Raw genomic sequence first — 18268 nt, 5'->3', positions numbered from 1 at the left:
AACGTATTGTGTTAATTAATAATGTACAGTGATACATTAATTATTGGAGGGTGTATGAAAGGATATTTGGTATTAGAGGATGGTTTTGTCCTCGAAGGGAAATTATTTGGATCTCTCGAAAAGAGTATTGGAGAGGTTGTCTTTAATACAGGAATGACAGGATATGAGGAGATCATCACAGATCCGTCTTATTTTGGACAAATGGTGATTTTAACCTACCCGATCATAGGTAACTATGGCATCAATTTAGAGGATATTCAGTCAGGTGGACCTCAAATTAAAGGCCTTATTGTAAGAGAATTTGTAGGCAATTATTCCAATTGGAGAGGGAAGATGACACTTTCAGCTTATTTGGAAGCGCATAAGATCATCGGCATAGAACAGTTGGACACAAGGGCTCTTGTGAAGCATATTCGTGATAAAGGCACCATGATTGGTGTTATTGTCACAGAAAAAGTCTTTAAATCAGTGGATGGCGATCTTCAAAAATTGTTAACTGAAAAGGACAATTTGGTCAGCGGAGAGGCACTGCTTGAAGCGGTTTCAACTAAAGAGAGTTATGTGATGGATACTGTCACAGAAGCAAATGATTATAAGGTGGCTGTCCTCGATTTTGGTATTAAGCGCAATATATTAGAATCTTTAGCGTATAGAACTGGACACGTAAAAGTTTTCCCAGCTTTTACAAGCTATGAAGAGATCATGGCTTATAATCCTGACGGCGTATTTTTATCAAACGGTCCTGGAGATCCTGAAGACTATAAAAGTGTTGTGGAAGTTGTTAAACGATTGCTGGATTCAAAACCTGTATTTGGCATTTGCTTGGGACATCAATTGATTGCACTTGCGCTTGGCGCCAAAACTCAAAAACTTAAATTTGGTCATAGAGGTTCTAATCATCCCGTTAAGGATTTAATGCTCAATAAAGTGATGATTACCTCTCAGAATCACGGCTATGTCGTTGTGAAAGAAACGCTTGAACCTCTAGATGTAACCATAACACATTTAAATGTAAATGATGGTTCTCTTGAAGGCATAAAGCACAATAGTAAACCTGTTTTTAGCGTTCAATATCATCCAGAAGCTTCGCCAGGACCTGGTGATTCAGCTTATTTGTTTGATCAATTTATTGCGATGATGGAGGAGACTAAAAATGCAAAATAGTGTAATAGAAAAAAAGAGAAGAGTATTGATTATAGGCTCAGGACCAATCGTTATTGGACAAGGTGCTGAATTTGACTATTCTGGAAGCCAAGCTTGCAAGGTTCTTAAAGAAGAAGGTCATTACACAATTTTGGTTAATAATAACCCTGCAACAATTATGACAGATCGAGAAATGGCAGATGCTATTTATCTTGAACCTGCTCAAATAGATTTTATAGAAAAAATCATCATTAAGGAAAAACCCGATGCCATTATTCCTGGAATTGGTGGTCAAACGGGTCTCAATGTGGCTGTGAATCTGCACGATTTGGGCTTATTAGACAAATACGGTATAGAAGTTTTGGGGACTACCATTGAAGGCATTAAAAAGTCCGAGGACAGAGAAGGCTTTAAAAAAGCAATGGAGAAAATAGGTATTCCAGTACTTCAGAGTTATGCGGTGACCACTTATGTGGAAGCGGTTAAATGCTTAGAGCATTTAAAACTGCCAGTGGTTGCACGCCCTGCCTATACGCTTGGTGGCACTGGCGGTGGTATTTGTCATACCATGGAGGAGTTCGAGGCCATTGTCAAAAGAGGTATTGCATTATCACCAGTGAATCAGGTGCTTATAGAGAAATCCTTGATGGGCTGGAAAGAAATTGAATATGAACTCATGAGAGATTCTGCTGGCAACTGTATTACGATTTGTAATATGGAAAATATAGACCCACTGGGCGTTCACACAGGTGACAGTATCGTTGTGGCACCTTCACAGACTTTGAGTGATAAAGAGTATCAAATGCTCAGAAAAGCGGCGATTGATATTGCAGCTGAACTCGAGATCGTTGGGGGATGTAATGTTCAATATGCGCTTGATCCTAAGAGTTTCCAATTTTATGTCATCGAAGTTAATCCAAGGGTGAGTCGCTCCTCAGCACTTGCTTCCAAGGCAACTGGATATCCTATTGCAAAGGTGTCCACTAAAATTGCGTTGGGATATCAGATGGATGAAATTGTCAATGATATCACTCAAAAGACAAAAGCATGTCACGAACCAGCGTTGGATTACTGCGTGGTCAAATTCCCTAAATGGGCATTTGATAAATTCCCAGAAGGGGATAAGAGTCTTGGCACGACTATGAAAGCAACGGGTGAAGTTATGGCTATTGGCAATAACTTTGAAGCGGCGTTTTTAAAAGCAGTGCGTTCACTTGAACTCAATCAGTACAGTTTAATCTTTGAACCGCTCAATAAGATGGTATTGGATGAATTGTTTAATGAAATTGGAAAACCTAAAAGTGATCGTATCTTTTATGTGGGCGAACTCTTGAGAAGAGAAGTGAGCATACCGAGCATTCATGCACAGACTGGTATTGATTTCTTTTTCCTTCACAAACTCAAAAAAATCATTACACTTGAAAACCTAGTTAGAAAATCGACGCTTACGTCTATTGGAAGAGAAAAAATGCTTGAAATGAAAAAAATCGGCATGTCTGATGCATTTCTTTCAAAGCATCTGCTCGGCAATCCAGATGAGATGAGCATTAGAGCTTATAGAAAAGAACTTGGCATTTTACCAACTTATAAGATGGTAGATACTTGCAGTGGCGAGTTTGAAGCACTTACACCTTATTATTACTCCACATACGATCAATTTGATGAAAATATCAGAACCGATAAGAAGAAAGTCATCGTGGTGGGTTCAGGTCCGATCAAAATCGGTCAAGGTGTTGAATTCGACTACTGTTCAGTGCATGGCATAAAAGCATTGAAAGCACAAGGCTATGAAGGCATTATCATCAATAATAATCCAGAGACTGTGAGTACGGACTTTGACGTTTCAGATAAGCTTTACTTTGAGCCCATTACAGTGGAAGATGTCTTAAACATCGTAGATTTCGAAAAACCAGATGGCGTTATCATACAATATGGAGGTCAAACAGGTTTAAAATTGGCTGAAGTATTGAAGGATTTAATTATTGGAACCTCATTTGACAATATTGAGGCCTCTGAAAATAGAGAAGATTTCTATGATTTACTAGATGAGGTGAATATTCTTCATCCAGAAGGATTAAGTGCTACAAATGTGGATGAAGTGATGGAGATTGCAAAAGGCTATGGATTCCCGGTACTCATAAGACCAAGTTATGTTATTGGTGGTTTAGGGATGAAAATCATTGATGATGCAGAGCAACTTAGAACGTATTCAACGATGTTGTTTGCACTTGGAAATGATGAACTTCTAGTGGATCGTTATATACTGGGCATGGAGATAGAAATTGATGCGATCTGCGATGGTGAAGAAATCTTGATCCCTGGTATTATGGAGCATCTTGAACGCGCTGGGATTCACTCGGGTGACAGTATCTCCATATATCCTTCAAAGGCATTGACAGAGTCTCTAAAAGCGGATCTATGTACATTAACACAGAAATTATCGAAGACCTTTAATGTGCGTGGACTTATGAACATACAGTTAGTTGAAAAAGATGGACAGTTCTACTGTATTGAAATCAATTTAAGAGCTTCTAGAACCGTGCCATTTTTGAGCAAGATTACAGGTGTTCCTATGATTGAATTGTCAACGCGCATCATGCTTGGTCAATCCCTTTCTGACATGGGTTACGGGTTAGGACTCTATCCTGAAAAATCTGTATTTGCTGTGAAACTACCTGTGTTTTCAAATGATAAACTCATAGGCGTTGATGTTGAACTCGGACCTAATATGAAGTCAACGGGTGAAATGATGTGCATTGAAACCACTGTGGATAAGGCACTTGCAAAGGGCTTTATGGCCATTGGCAATTCTTTTGATCATCATGGAAAAGTTGTTTGTATCATCGATGCCATTGATAGTAAAACGGCAGAAGCGCTTGAAATCATGAAGCAGTTCCAACACATTGGTTATGAACTCGTTTCTGATCAAGAAACAGCGGATTTAATAGAAAAGCATCAGATTGATTTGAAATTTGACACGGTGGTTGAAGCCATTTATACAGTGTTTGATGAAGAAAATATAAAATTTGTTGTGACCAATTTATCTGGTGGTGAGGCTAAGAAGTCCTTCAACATCAGAAGATTTGCCACAGAAAAGAAAATTCCATGTGTAACAGCTTATGACACGTATTTATCGTTCGTCAATATTTTGTCTAAACCTCAGATTTTTAACAGCTTAGACGTGTTTGACATCAATGCTTTGGCATAGGTTTTACTTGATGAATATAAGATAGGTTCAAAGTTAATCGTTGGAGTGGGGATTCCGTGAATCCCCACTCCTTAATTGTTTTTGTGGACTTTTAATTACGATTTTTAAAATGAGAAAGGCATTTTTCTTTGATTATCGCTGTATGCAATAGATTTTTATTTAGAAGCCAATATCGTCACACAATTTCGGCCTTGATCCTTAGAGATATACAAAGCTCTATCAGCGATATTAAAGAGATCTTCAAAAGTTTGGTTGCTTCCAGATGGGGCGGTTACGGCGCCAATGCTGCATGAAATAGCGGTTCGATTTTCTACAACTGGAATCATACCTGTTGTGTTGAGACCTTCAATGGCCTTTCGGGTGTCCTCTAATTTGCTATAAGCTTCTTCATAATCATATCCAACAAGTGTGACGAGAAACTCGTCTCCACCATATCTGAAAATGTCGCCACGATCTGAAGAAAGATTTGTTTTTATTATTTTTGCAACTTCAACGAGACAGGCGTCACCGTGAGCGTGACCAAACTGATCGTTGTGTAGCTTAAATTGATCCACATCGAAAAGTGCAATTATTGTTGGATGTTCATTGTTGATTTCAGTCCAAGTATTCATATATTCTCGAAGCGCAAACCGATTAGATAGACCGGTTAAAACATCCGATCGAGACATTTTATTGAGGGTATCCAGTTGTGTATGGAGCTGTGCGAATTTTACCGCTGTCTTAATGCTTTCACTTCTATGCTGGAGATTTGCAGCTTCTTGGTTTTTAATCAATTCTATATATTTTTTATAATGAGTATTTGCAAGTTCCAGTTGCCCCTTTGCATCGGCAATTTTCGCCAGTAATTCTTGAATCTCTGGAATTGCAGAATCAAAGCTGAAGTGGGTGCTGTTTTGGAAAAGGCGCTCAATTCTAGATTTTGCACCGTCCAGATCACCTTTTGCTAACAAGGTCCTAGCATGATTGAGGATAAAATCTCTGTAGTATACGAGAATCGCTTCGTTTTCAGCGTAGCGTTCCCCCATTTCATAGTATTTAATTGCGGTATCATAGTCTTCTTGTACATAGGCTAAATTGCCAAAGGCATTAAAAATATATGCAGTACCTTCTTTTTTTGTAAATGTACTTATTTGTGCTTGCGACAGTTCAAGATAATGTTTGGCTGCGTCGTAATGGCCAAAGGCGGTTTCACATTCAGCTATATTGCTATAGATAATGGCAAGAAGGCGGAAGTTTAAAGGATCGTCAAAGGCTTCTTCTGCTTGCTTATAATACCTGTATGCTTCATGCATGTCTCCCATATCGCTGAATATCGAGCCAATATTATTGATGACTCTTGGAGATTGAACGCATTTAAGAACGGCAAGATAGTGTTCGACGGCCTTTTCGTAATTGCCTCTGTTGTACGCAATAAAGCCAAGAAGGGTATGTATCTGTTCTGAAAGGAAAACATCTTTTTCAGTTTCAACTATTTTTAGCGCCCGGTTGGCGTGATCGATGGCAATTGCGTGATTGTTGTTCAGGTTGTTTAAGCAAGCCAATCTAAAATGCTCAAACTGAGAACCCGCTGTCCGAGTCTTTTCTCTTAGAGCTTCAAGCTTTCTCTTCGTTATATCTATATCAACATACTCATTGCGTAAAATAGCCTTTAGTTCACTGTATATGTCGTGCATGGCATAGTCCTCCATATCGAATTTTGGGCACATATTTACAATATTATATCAAAATCTATCCTTAATTTGTGCTACTTTATACCTATATCGTTTATTCTGTAATTCTTTTTTCTTTATCTGTATCGAAATAATAATCACTCGAGCCACTAACGAACTCAATGCGTTTTTTCTTGCCATTTTACTGGGGGAAGAGGGGCAATCCCCTGTGATCTCCTAAAGGTTTATAATCAAACAGATAGGGTATGCATATCAATAAGTACATTTAATCTGCCTGTATCACTATACATATATTAAATCGCATGATGCGAAATTTTGAGTAGAAGCAGTAGACCAGTTGAAAATGGAGGTCGATATGAAAAAGAAATTGATCATTGCATTTATTGTTTTTACAACAATAGGCGTCAGTTTATTTTATTTATTAACGACTGGGAATATTGGCGTGAAATACAATACAGCTTTAGTGAAAAGTGGTGAAGTGAGCCAATATGTTCAAGATGTGGGGAGGATCAGCTCTAGAAACATTAGAAAGTATCATGGAGGGGGCGTAAAAAAAATTGAAGAGATGTCTTTAGAACTGGGCGATTATGTAAAAAAAGGACAACTGCTGGTTAAATACGAAGACCATGTGGATAATGAAGTTCAAAAAGTTGAGAAGCAGATAGAAGCTTTAGAAGCCGCGTACAATGATGCCCTGTCTGGAACGGATATGGAAAGGGTCAGTAGTGCGCGGATCGAATTATCTCAAATAAAAAACAATTTAGAGATCGCAATGATAAATAAAGAGAGAACAGAATCGCTTTATAGCGTTGGGGCCGTATCTCTCTCAGATTTAGAGCAAGCTGTCAACAATATGGATCAGCTTCAGAGCAGCTTGAAAATAGCGCAAAACACTTATAATCAACTTGCAAAAGGAATTTCTAAAAATACAAGAGCCAAATATGAGGCTGAAATAGATGTATTGCTTTTAACTTTAAACGGATATGAGAAAAGCAGAGCAGATTACGCGATCTACTCAGATATTGAAGGCATCGTAACAGAACTCAATACCTTTAAAGGTGATACACCATCACCGGGCACTCTGATGATTGAAATTCAGGATACATCAGAGAAAATCATATTGGTGGATTTCATGGTGGCAGATGCAATTCAAATCAAACCAGATATGATGGCAGAGGTTAAGGATTTGAATCTGGATCTTTATATAAAAGACTTAAAAGTTGACCGAGTTTATCCAAAAGCTTTTGTGACGTTATCAGAACTCAGTGTAGAAGAGAATCGGCAGACTGTGGAGATTGGTTTGCCAAAATCTGCGGATGCGTTGCCCTATGGGCTTGAAGTAGAGACGAAGGTGATGATTGAGGCCCCAAGAGAAGTGCTTTTAATCCCAGAAGGGGCTGTTGTATCACAGAATTCAAGACAATATGTAGAGGTCCTTGTAAACGGAGATGTTGTTCAAAAGGAAGTCAAAACCGGCATAAGAGTTGACGGTAATATAGAGGTGAAAGAGGGCCTAAAAGAGGGTGAATCGGTTATCTTGAACTATCAAGAAGATTAGCTTGAAGAACTTTGAGAGTATGGATGCATAAATGAAAAATTAAAGCATCATGGCTATATGAAAGAATTGAAATTAAAAACTAAAACTGAAGTTTAAAGTTAAAGCCAAAGTTTAAAGTAAAACTGAAGTTAAAGTTATAAAGGTTTTAGAAGTGTCTGTCATGAAGGGGTGAATAGGATGATCAAAGTCAAAAACCTGTACCATTCATACAACAATGATGATAATTATGCAGTTAATGATGTCAATTTTGAAATTAAGAAGGGAGAGATATTTGGTTTTTTAGGGCCTTCAGGTGCAGGAAAATCAACCACTCAAAATATCCTTGTGGGTCTTTTACAGCTACAGCAGGGTGAAGTTGAGGTTGCAGGTTATGACATCAAGCACATTAAGAACAAGATGTTCAATAAGATAGGCATGTCTTTTGAACAATCTAATGTTTACAATAAAATGTCCGGAATTGAAAATCTTGAGTTTTACAGAAAATTATTTGATGTGGAGACGAGAGATCCCATGGAGCTCATAAGACTTGTGGGACTCGATGGCAAAGAAAATGTGAAGGCGGAGCGTTATTCAAAAGGGATGAAGCATCGACTGACTTTTGCAAGATCCATGATTAATAACCCTAAAATGTGGTTTCTGGATGAGCCAACCACAGGCCTTGATCCTGCAATTGCATCCAATATCAAAGATATTATAAAGCGTGAAAATGAAAAGGGCGTTACAATATTTCTGACGACTCATAATATGTATATTGCAGATGAATTGTGCCACCGTGTGGCATTTATCGTGGATGGGAAGATAAGACTTATAGATTCCCCCAAAGCATTAAAGCTCAAATATGGTGAAAAATTGGTAGATGTCGAATATTTTAAATCGGGACAATTGATTAAGGCGCATTTTTCGACGGTTTTTGAGGCGGAAAAAGAGCGTTTAATTGAAGTGATCAAAAATTATGATATTCAAACGATGCATACCAAAGAAGCCACACTTGAAGAAATATTTATCAAGGTAACCGGAAGGGGTCTGGTATAAATGAAACTCTGGTACAATTTTTCAAAGGAGTTGAGCTTATCCTCGAAGAGCTGGTACTTTTATGTTGAGCTGGGCATGGCGGTGATTATTTTATTGATACTCCTATTTGTAGTGCCAGAAGACTTTGACAGTAAGGGTAAATCGTATTATTATCTTGATTTGCCCCAAGTTCTTAAGGACAGATATATGAAGACATTGCTGGAAGACGATCTGGATGATGTCATAGAAATTGTGGAAGTGGGAGCAGATAAAAACACCTATGACGCAAGGCTATATGAGACAGATGAATCCAAAATTTTCTTGCTGGACAGTATAGAAGCGCTTAACGCTATTTCTGATTCGAAGAGAGTGCCAACGGTGCACGTACGTGTAAGTGAGTCCAATCAGATGGTTTTCACCTATTATTTACAAGGTTATGAAACGCAAAAGCTCCAAAATCTTTTATTGGTCTATCATAACCGATTGGCTGGTCATGACGTCATTAAAGCATATTCTGATAATATAGAGATCAGAAGCTTATATCAGGAGGTTGCGCCATTAAGCGATAAGGAGAATATGATTCCCGTGTTTTTAACCTTCAATGGCAGTCTTATGAGCTTATTCGTTATTGCGGCCTATATCTTTTTAGATAAGAGTGAGGGCATTATCAAGGCCTATGCCATAACGACATCGTCAGTATGGCATTATCTGTTGAGTAAAATTGGCGTTATCATTTTAACCAGTATTTTATCAACACTCATTATAACGGTGCCGATTATGGGGGGACAGCCTAATTACTTTGCAATGATTTTATTTATTGCATCTTCAGGTTTTTTTGCGGCATCACTTGGGTTGTTTCTCACAAGTTACTATAAGGATATCGTTGAAGCTTTCGGTGCCATGTACATTGTCATCATGATTATGATCATGCCCAATATTTCATACTTCACGCCAAGCTGGGACCCAAACTGGGTAAAGGTTATCCCGAGCTATATCATGTTACAGAGTTTTAAGGAAATCATATCGGTGCGTGGCAATATGACCTATGTATTGGTGGCATCCATTAGCTTTGTAGTAATTGGCCTTGATATTTTTATTTTGGCAAATTATAGATTCAAGAAGACACTGTCTCTGTGAAGGAGTGTTTCCAAATGATTAAAAAAGTAGGCATTATTTTTTTAAGGGATTTAAAGGCGAGCTTTAGAAATTTTTTAACCTTGTACATCATCATTGTACCGGTTATTTTTGCCGTGATCATTAATGTGTTTTCTCCAGGTATTAATGATACCACAGTTGAGATCGTATTATTGAAAGGAGAGAATCAAGAGCAAAGTGCCTATTTAACTCAGTTTGCAAAGGTAGAATGGAGGGATTCTCTAGAGGCAATTGAGGACAGGATTAGGAAAAGAGATCATATTATTGCTATACTCCCAAATCAAAAGGATGAATACTATATCTTGACTCAGGGCAATGAACCAGACTATATTGTAAATTATGTGAAAAAGTTAGCCGCTTTTGACCACTTTGACATTGGTATGGCAGATTCAATGGCTGAGATTGTAGACTATGGCAGAGATATCCCACCGCTTAAAAAAATCATGGTTAACGGTGCAATGATTTTCACTTCAATTTTAGGAGGGATGATCATTGCACTGAATATTGTTGAAGAAAAAACGGATAACACAATAAGCGCGATTCATTTATCACCCGTGTCTAGAATGACATTTATAGCTGGAAAAAGTCTGATTGGTGTATTTGTGCCACTGGTTGGGAGCATATTAATTCTAATCATAACAGGCTTTGGCGGTATCAACTTTTTCCATGTGCTTCTCATGGTGCTTACCTCGTGTATCATAAGCATACTCATAGGGTTTATTGAAGGTATAAATAATGATGATGTCATGAATGCCGCAGGCAATATGAAGCTGCTCTTTTTACCTCTATTTGGATCCATTGCAGGACAAGAACTTTTGGAAGATAAATGGCAGTTTCTATTTTACTGGATCCCCTTTTATTGGACTTACAAAGGCAATGTTCTCGTACTGTCCAACCAAGGCTCATGGCTTGATATCATCAAGTATTCAGGCATTGTACTCGGCATAAGTGCAATGGTATTTTTGATGTTAGCACCTAGGATCAGAAAAGGATTGGAATAGAGCCAGAAAATAGAGATTTAATGCATGAAAAGGAGGACATAAAAATGAAAAGCTGGGCAATCTTATCGATATTATATGCAGCATTAGTTGTTGTAATTGCTGTTGTGAAACCACCCCAAATTTGGCGTATGAAAAAAATTGAGTTGTTCAAAAAATTCTTAGGGGATACAGGGACGGAAATATTTTTCTACATCTGGGCTCTGATCTTTCTCGTACTGGGTGTTTGGTTGTTTACGAGATGACTTCCTTCTCATAGCAACAAGTGTTGCAGTTATACACTTGTAGTCATACACTTGTAGTCATACACTTTTTGAACTTTTAAAGTGGAGTTTCCGGATGTCTGTTCTTTCTAAAGATGGATATAGATTTATGTTGTATATCTGCACTTTTCAGCGAAATCATTATGACAAACATGGACGATTAACATCCAAGGAAGTGATACTTATTGTGAATGTGATTGAAATTTCTTTGGAATGGATTTTGAGGGATTGCATAGAAAACTTTACAGAGTGAGCATAGGAATCCAAGAGATTAAGGTAAGTCAAATGAGCAGAACTGATATTGTGAGTCTGCACCTTCTTTTTTATGAGAAGGTGCTTTTTTGTTTGAAATATGTTAATTGGACAGAGTGTCTCACAAAATAAATGTAAAAAAATGTTAACGATATATTGATTTATTGTAACAATTTATGATATACTTTAAAAAACATAATTGTTATTAATCGACAATAATAATAGCACAATTATATGACGGATATAAAAAATGTGATTAGAGGGAGATTAAAGATGGCGAAGATATATCTAGAAGATAATTTTAAAATACACACCATGGAAAATATATGCTATAAAAGTGAGGATCGAATCGAGAATGAAGGTAAAGAGCGGTTCACAGATATAAATTCAGATATACATAAACAAATTCAAAAGGAATAGAATCTCATGGAGATGTTTGCATGACATCTCTTTTTTTGGTGTATCTAAAACGAGAATTCAAGAGAAGATAAAAAGACTATTATAATCTAAAGTGAGATGAAAGGGAGTATAAGACAAATGGTATCAGATAAAATGGCAAAATTAAAACATCAAATTGTGGAGATGAACGATAGAAAAGGTGTATATGAGGCGCATGATTCTGTAGAAAATGTGAGAACAGGATGCCCGAAAATCAGAAGTATGGCAATTGAGTGCATGAGAATGGAGTGGAAAATGAAAAAAAAGATAAGAGAAATAGGCAAGATAAAAATGACAAAAATGACAATGAAAGCTGATTTGCAAATGTCTGAAGCGCCAAAAAAACGTGTTTTTTATAGAGAGCACTTGATTTTACCAGTGCTCAGCATTGTGTTATTCATATCAAGTGTTATAGTTGTGGCGCCACAAAGTTATGCAGATGCATTGCCAACGGATATCCAAGGGCACTGGTCAGAACCCTTTGTGACATCACTTGTGAACCAAGGCGTGATCTCGGGCTATCCAGATGGCACGTTCAAACCTGACAAAGCGATCAGCAATGTTGAATTTTTATCCCTAACCCTTAAAGCCATGAACGAGACTGTAGAAGGTGCAAGCATGGGTGAAACATGGGATATGCCCATCATGAAAAGAGCGCTTGAACTTGGACTTGTGAAAACGGGTGAGCCTATGACTAATGCCACAAGTGAGATCACAAGAGAGCAAGCCGCTGCCATTCTTTATAGAGCATTACAAATCAAAGAGGGCATTCAGTATGACCAGTGCTATACATCAATACTGGATCAAGTGATTTTCGACCATGATCAAATTGAGAGTGCATACAGAGACAGTGTTTATAGCATGCTTCAAAAAGGCGTATTTACTGGTAATGATAATCACTTTGATCCTAAAGGTGTAATGACAAGAGGGGCATCTTGTGTGGTGATTGAGAGGGTGCTTGATAAAGAGAAAAGAACAGATCCATCTTTGCTCACAGATGGAGTCAGAGTTCAAATAGAACTTGTGCAACCAGTAGTGAGTGGTGATGTAGTTCAATTGAAATTTGGAAACGGCAAACCTGTGATTGACCGTGAAAAAGTCCTTGATGAACTTAGACAACATACAAACAATGTTTTCTGTGGTTTTCTTGAAGATTTTTACTACTACGAAGACCTAATCAATATGAAATGGTATGGTGCAGGATATGATACTTATGAAGCGAAGAAAGAACGTGTGGACTCTGAAATTGCCATAGGTATTAAAGCCATGAAAACCTTTTATAACTTTGACTACAGAGACGATTTAGAAGCCTACAAGAAAGACCTTCAATGGGTTTCTGCCACCAATAATGGTAAGAAAAATCGCATTGAAGAACTCTTAAACAACATTAAGAACAATCAACTCGTCATGGAAAGCGAATTTATAACGGATTCTTCCCTTTTCTATTATGCATCGGACCAAACAGATCGATTAAGAGGACGTTTGTATTTTGCCTTTAAATCACCAAGCCAAAAGGCAGAGGTCTATCAAACCCATTTTGAAGATGCAGAAGGCATTGTTAAGCTAGATGTTGACCAGTGGTATTACATTGACTGTGAAATATTACTCGGTGATTTTCTTGAAAACATCAACAACAACTGGGAACACAGCAAACCTAATTATGGTGTGAACTACTACATTACAGACTATATTCCAGTGAACCCATTGAACTAAGGAGTCAATAACCTATGAAAAAGAAATTCAGTATTTTTCTTATACTTGCACTTTTAATCAACCTCTTAACGCCATTGAATTTTCTGGCGGATGATGAAAAGGCAAATCCGTATGATGACAAAACCAACACTTTTAAATTCACCACGGATACCCCCATTGTATCATCGGGTATTGCATATAGGACGGTTGGCTTTAAGGCACACTTTAATTCTAATGGCAAAGATTATAAAGCCTATTTCACTATGAAACATTATATGACTTCACCTGAATACACGAAATTTAATAGACAATGGCAAATCAACTATTTCAGAGTGCCTTTAAGCTATGATAATGGTTATCCACAAGATAACACTGTACCAATCTACGAATCTTTTGACCGTTCCTATACCGACCCTGTAGACCGTGAAAATATCGCTGCTTTTTTCGCTAATGACAACATCATTTACTTAGATGGGGTATTTGCAAAAGTCTATAACGGCGTTGAGCAAGGCACTTTCACAGTGGGGACAGATGGCAAGCCAACCCCACAAGGTACTATATGGATGACCAAAGATGAAATCTTAGGTTCGGGGATTGATTGGACTAAGTCAACTCAATCTGCCATAGAAACCTATTACAACATCCCTCTTGGCTACGTGGCACAACCAGTGGGCGATTTGAAGCCAGTTATTTCAAGACTAGATGAAAACAATCGAAGCGTGGTTGAACCTAATGGCATTTATACCTTCAAAGAAGGTGAGCCAATCAATCTCGTTGGGGTAGAATCAACCTTCCCAAACAAGACCGTACCACTTGGTTTTAAATGGCGTTATAAAAAACAAGGTGCATCTACCTTCACAGCGATTGATACTGTAAGTACCCCATCTTCTGTAATCCCAAGCACACTTGAAGTGGGGACATATACCGTTGAACTTGAAACTACAGCGACTTATGAAAGACCGTGGGACTCAACACCAGTAACTAAATCTTCAAGACAAAATAAAGACCCCAATATTCCCAAAGTTGCCACAGCAACACTTGTTATTGAAAAGAATCTTGAACCGCTAGCAACGGCGGTTATGAGTCCACCAAGTGAAATCATGCTAGCAGCCACTCAAAACACAATCAACATACCAGTGACTTTAAACACAGCAGTCCTTAATGTAGAACCAACTGACATTTTATCAGTTGAACTTCAAATGTCAACGTTAGAGAAAGACCAAACGAGGTCGCAGTTCTTTTTCCCAAGCCTTAACCAAAGTATGTCTCACAGCTTCACTATTGCTTACAATGGTATGCCTAAAACACAGATATTTGAAGGTAAGGCAATTGTAACCCTAAAGGGTGGAGGTATTATTGAGTCGCCAATAGCGAGGACAATGACCTATCTATATAAAGCAAATAACAATTTGCCGCCTGTTCCAATCATCAATGCCCCCAGTGAAACACTTGTAGGAAGTGTTTATATTTCTGGAGCTCAATCTTACGATATTGATGGTAAAATCGTAAAATATGATTTCAGAATTCCAAGCATTGGATTTTACCAAGAGGACACAAAATCATTTTGTTTTCCTAACTTTAACAGAACAGGCACGTTTCAAGTGATATTAGGCGTCACTGATGACGACGGTGCAAGAAGTGAAACAGGCACTTTTATAAAAGTCACACCAGTGCAGCCGTCGATCGAATTATCTACTGTAGGATTTTACAAAGAAAACCGTAAAATTACGATTAGAGCTATGAATTGGACCGAGTCCATGAGTGCGGTTGGCGATAATTACAATTGGACAATTAAACCGATGGACGTTACAGCGTCACAAAGTAACGTTAAGATGGTGTCTACATATGGCAAGCAAATTGAAGTGCTCATGAAAGTAAAAGGCAAATATCTGGTCACATGTAAGGGAACGAATAGTTACGGTATATCCGACACTAAAACTATGATTCTCAATGTAGTTGAAGATCAATCGCCCATCATGGTTATTGATTCTACAACTCCTAAGTTCCGTGATGGTACGAGAATAGCTGTTGTTAAAGCTTATGACCATTCCTATTCAACAGATGGCGACTTTATAAAGCGCAGAGTGTGGTCTTATCGTTTTGACTCTGATAATGATGGTCTCTTTACAGATGAATCCAGCGTCACTTTAAAGACAACAGAGGATTATGCAGATAACCAAGTCGAATTCAATGTGGGTTCAGTGGGCAAATACGAGATTTCACTAGCTGTTACAGAAGCCTTTGGACAAGAGACGATCTCTCAGTTTATTACGCAAGCGGATTACAGAACTGGTGCAATAAAGCAAGTGATCACAGTAGACAATTATAAGCCCTCAGTAAGCTTCATGGCAGTTAATGAAAAGAAGATCGATATTGATGTAATGACGGATTATGAAGGTCAAGACCTTCTTGATCTTGAAACAAAACTTAATACGATGGTGAATGAAGGTTACGAGGATTTTTTAAACGTGAATTTCAACATCATATCGGGTAAAAAATATATAGGGCGATATATGAACCCCGAAGCTGAAAACTATTTTTGTGTTCTTGACAGTGAATTGTCAAAATACGAAGTTGCAGAATGGAGTGGTGGGTTAATAGAGTTTAGTGATAATTCTTATCATGTTGAACAATCGACTACTAGATTATACTCAAACAAGACAGAAGTAACTGATAGTTTTTTTGATTCACGAATTAAAAGTGCTTATAAGTTTAACTATGATAATGCCAAAATGTATTGGCTTGAAAACGGCGATGTTTATTTTTTAGGTACAAACTCCAAAAATGATGCTGGTGCTTACGGAAGCGGCAGTATATGGGTTATGAAACCCTACAAAATAGCATCAAACATAAAACAAATCGAAGGTGGGGATAATAAATATCTATTACTTTCAACAAGTGGTGATGTTTATTGGTTTGGTAGCACGATCCTAGCTGCTGAACAACAGCAATTCGGTCCATATTTTACAGCAGTACACAATACTGTAGATTTTGGTGGGGTTTTACCATATACCCAAGACCCATATGGTTTAAATCCTTATGCGTCGTCAACTTATGATAATTTTTCGGGATTGAAGAATACTCAAAAGTTAACTGCAATTAGTGATGTTGATTACATGTGGTCTAACGGTGTGAGTACTGTTTTTAGAAAATCAAATGGAGACTGGTATGGGTTTGGAAGTGGCCTTAATGCTTTTGGCTTGGATACAGGTTATGAAAATGTACCGAGACAAACATTGAATGGATATGATGGTTATGATTACTATAAAGACACAGATAAACCTTATACTACAAGTTGGTACTTTGATAACGTTAATACGATAACTTATATTCCCAACTTAACAGACTTAGACAAAACGTTAAATGGAATAGCTAAAGTTGAACCAAATATCGTATATGCTAAAAATGGCGATAAGTACTCAATAAAGCAAACTCCTTTTACCCTTCATGGCTCTGAATTTTTTGCGGATGAAACAACGATACCTCAAGACGGAAGAACTTATACAACTTTGTATCGCTATATTACAAGTTATAATCCTTTAACTTATGGAGTTACTGTTTATTATGGCTTTCAAAATATTTTAAGTAAAGGCACATTCTCATATTCTAAAATTGGAACGTGGGAAGAAAAGCCTAATTCAAGAAAATTATGGCTAAATAGATCAAGTGAATCTGATATAAATCTTTATGGTGAAAGTGTTACGCCTTATTATCTTTCAAAGATACCCGAGCCAGATACTGTAGAAATCCGAAGCACTTATCAGTCACTACCTTTTACACAGGTCTATTCAATCTGGTTACAAGACCCTACCTCGTTAATAAATGATTATCAGACATTATCTTATACTGTTAATTACACTTATAGTTCTAAAGTGCCAACAGATTGGTACGATGAAGATGACCATTACTATGGTTATAAATATTACTTCAAAGGAACAATAGGTGATAAGGTATTAATTAAAAAAAATACTTTTGTAAACGGTTGGAAAAGTTATGGTGTAGATGCATCAAAAATCACAACAAGCACTCATCGGGCTGGGGCAGCTAAATATCTTTTATATTTAGCTAAAAACGATTCTTTTAAAAAGGTTAGTAAAGATATTGAGAATTATATTAAAGACGAGGATATATCTGTCAGAGTATCTACAAAGGCATCTTATGTAGATGACTATGCCATTAATCCCGATTTAGAAACGAACCTTAGAAATTTGATGAATGCTAACACCAAAGGCAAGCAATATGGAGAAGATGCAATTGAACAGATGATCGCTGACATTTTGGCAGAGAATAAGGTCAAATTGGCTCCTGATGGCGGCACATATGTGATCTTGGGAGAAGACACAATCTCTTATGATAAATTTTACAGAGACCTTGAAAATGACCCGAAACTCTCAGAAAGCTCCAAAGTAATTCATGAAAAAGATTACTATAAAAACTCAATGGGGTTATCAGCATACCATAATCAAACGCTCTCTGTCCCACTGACCACCTTTGATAAGGTGGGCAAATATGAAATTGAATATAGAGCCACAGATAAGCCCAGTACCAATTACAGATTTGCACAGTACAATCGGACCTCAGACCCTGCAACGCTAAAGGTATACGTTCACAGGCGACCTATAGCAGACTTTGACATCAATTACAATTACCAAACTTCAAGCATTGGCATAAATATGAAGAACCAGTCTTACGATCCAGACCATCAAGGGGAATGGGGGAACGGTATTGTCAAATCCACATGGGCTTATCGTAAAAAGGGTGACATCAATTGGACTTCTGGGACGCCTTCTACACTTAATTACAAAGATGCCATTGAGATTGCACTCACTGTCACGGACCTAGAAGGAGCCACTTCAAGCAAGGTGAAAAGCTACACCATG

At 37.6% G+C, this 18268-nt stretch carries 11 protein-coding genes; 10 read left to right on the top strand and 1 reads right to left on the bottom strand.

Features of this window, described 5'->3' with window-relative positions:
* Nucleotides 1-54: 54 nt before the first annotated feature.
* Nucleotides 55-1164 (top strand): glutamine-hydrolyzing carbamoyl-phosphate synthase small subunit, encoded by a 1110-nt coding sequence (gene carA, locus ISU02_RS22540; protein WP_194704119.1) that lies wholly within the window; start codon nucleotides 55-57, stop codon nucleotides 1162-1164.
* The gene (gene carB, locus ISU02_RS22535; RefSeq protein WP_194704118.1) at nucleotides 1154-4351 is read left to right on the top strand and encodes a carbamoyl-phosphate synthase (glutamine-hydrolyzing) large subunit; all 3198 of its coding nucleotides are present in this window, start codon (nucleotides 1154-1156) and stop codon (nucleotides 4349-4351) included. Before carA ends, carB begins: the two co-directional genes overlap by 11 nt.
* 155 nt (nucleotides 4352-4506) lie before the next feature.
* Here the strand turns inward: carB and ISU02_RS22530 are convergent, their stop codons facing one another.
* Entirely contained in the window at nucleotides 4507-6024 is a 1518-nt protein-coding gene (locus ISU02_RS22530) for a tetratricopeptide repeat-containing diguanylate cyclase (RefSeq protein ID WP_194704117.1), read from the bottom strand.
* A 352-nt stretch (nucleotides 6025-6376) separates the two neighbouring features.
* Here ISU02_RS22530 and ISU02_RS22525 point away from each other — a divergent pair, with 352 nt between their 5' ends.
* The 8 genes from ISU02_RS22525 to ISU02_RS22490 form a co-directional block, all read left to right on the top strand.
* Nucleotides 6377-7579, top strand: a complete 1203-nt coding sequence (locus ISU02_RS22525) for an efflux RND transporter periplasmic adaptor subunit (protein ID WP_194704116.1) — start codon at nucleotides 6377-6379, stop codon at nucleotides 7577-7579.
* Between the two features lie 177 nt (nucleotides 7580-7756).
* The gene (locus ISU02_RS22520; protein ID WP_194704115.1) at nucleotides 7757-8611 is read left to right on the top strand and encodes an ABC transporter ATP-binding protein; all 855 of its coding nucleotides are present in this window, start codon (nucleotides 7757-7759) and stop codon (nucleotides 8609-8611) included.
* Nucleotides 8612-9727: an ABC transporter permease gene (locus ISU02_RS22515; protein ID WP_194704114.1), complete on the top strand. Its 1116-nt coding sequence runs from the start codon at nucleotides 8612-8614 to the stop codon at nucleotides 9725-9727.
* 14 nt (nucleotides 9728-9741) lie between these two features.
* On the top strand, nucleotides 9742-10746 hold the full coding sequence (locus ISU02_RS22510; RefSeq protein WP_194704113.1) for an ABC transporter permease: 1005 nt from the start codon (nucleotides 9742-9744) through the stop codon (nucleotides 10744-10746).
* Between the two features lie 44 nt (nucleotides 10747-10790).
* Nucleotides 10791-10988, top strand: a complete 198-nt coding sequence (locus ISU02_RS22505; RefSeq protein ID WP_194704112.1) for a hypothetical protein — start codon at nucleotides 10791-10793, stop codon at nucleotides 10986-10988.
* A 543-nt stretch (nucleotides 10989-11531) separates the two neighbouring features.
* Nucleotides 11532-11678 carry a hypothetical protein gene (locus ISU02_RS22500; RefSeq protein WP_194704111.1) on the top strand — a complete coding sequence of 49 codons (147 nt, stop codon included), beginning with the start codon at nucleotides 11532-11534 and terminating at the stop codon, nucleotides 11676-11678.
* Nucleotides 11679-11795: 117 nt separating this feature from the next.
* On the top strand, nucleotides 11796-13409 hold the full coding sequence (locus ISU02_RS22495; RefSeq protein WP_207736507.1) for an S-layer homology domain-containing protein: 1614 nt from the start codon (nucleotides 11796-11798) through the stop codon (nucleotides 13407-13409).
* A gap of 14 nt (nucleotides 13410-13423) precedes the next feature.
* Nucleotides 13424-18268 (top strand): hypothetical protein (locus tag ISU02_RS22490; RefSeq protein WP_194704109.1); only part of this gene is annotated, 4845 nt, incomplete at its 3' end.

Origin of the sequence: Fusibacter ferrireducens, from assembly GCF_015352425.1 — a bacterium.
GTDB classification, from domain to species: Bacteria; Bacillota; Clostridia; order Peptostreptococcales; family Acidaminobacteraceae; genus Fusibacter_A; species Fusibacter_A ferrireducens.
Note: the sequence above shows the minus strand (reverse complement) of the source record. Positions and strands in the feature narration are given on the sequence as shown.

Bases quoted from the DNA above. Each gene is read 5' to 3' on its own strand.
- ISU02_RS22530 (WP_194704117.1), bottom strand. From the start codon at position 6,024: ATGCACGACATATACAGTGAACTAAAGGCTATTTTACGCAATGAGTAT.
- ISU02_RS22520 (WP_194704115.1), top strand. From the start codon at position 7,757: ATGATCAAAGTCAAAAACCTGTACCATTCATACAACAATGATGATAAT.
- carB (WP_194704118.1), top strand. From the start codon at position 1,154: ATGCAAAATAGTGTAATAGAAAAAAAGAGAAGAGTATTGATTATAGGC.
- ISU02_RS22515 (WP_194704114.1), top strand. From the start codon at position 8,612: ATGAAACTCTGGTACAATTTTTCAAAGGAGTTGAGCTTATCCTCGAAG.
- ISU02_RS22495 (WP_207736507.1), top strand. From the start codon at position 11,796: ATGGTATCAGATAAAATGGCAAAATTAAAACATCAAATTGTGGAGATG.
- carA (WP_194704119.1), top strand. From the start codon at position 55: ATGAAAGGATATTTGGTATTAGAGGATGGTTTTGTCCTCGAAGGGAAA.
- ISU02_RS22500 (WP_194704111.1), top strand. From the start codon at position 11,532: ATGGCGAAGATATATCTAGAAGATAATTTTAAAATACACACCATGGAA.
- ISU02_RS22525 (WP_194704116.1), top strand. From the start codon at position 6,377: ATGAAAAAGAAATTGATCATTGCATTTATTGTTTTTACAACAATAGGC.
- ISU02_RS22505 (WP_194704112.1), top strand. From the start codon at position 10,791: ATGAAAAGCTGGGCAATCTTATCGATATTATATGCAGCATTAGTTGTT.
- ISU02_RS22510 (WP_194704113.1), top strand. From the start codon at position 9,742: ATGATTAAAAAAGTAGGCATTATTTTTTTAAGGGATTTAAAGGCGAGC.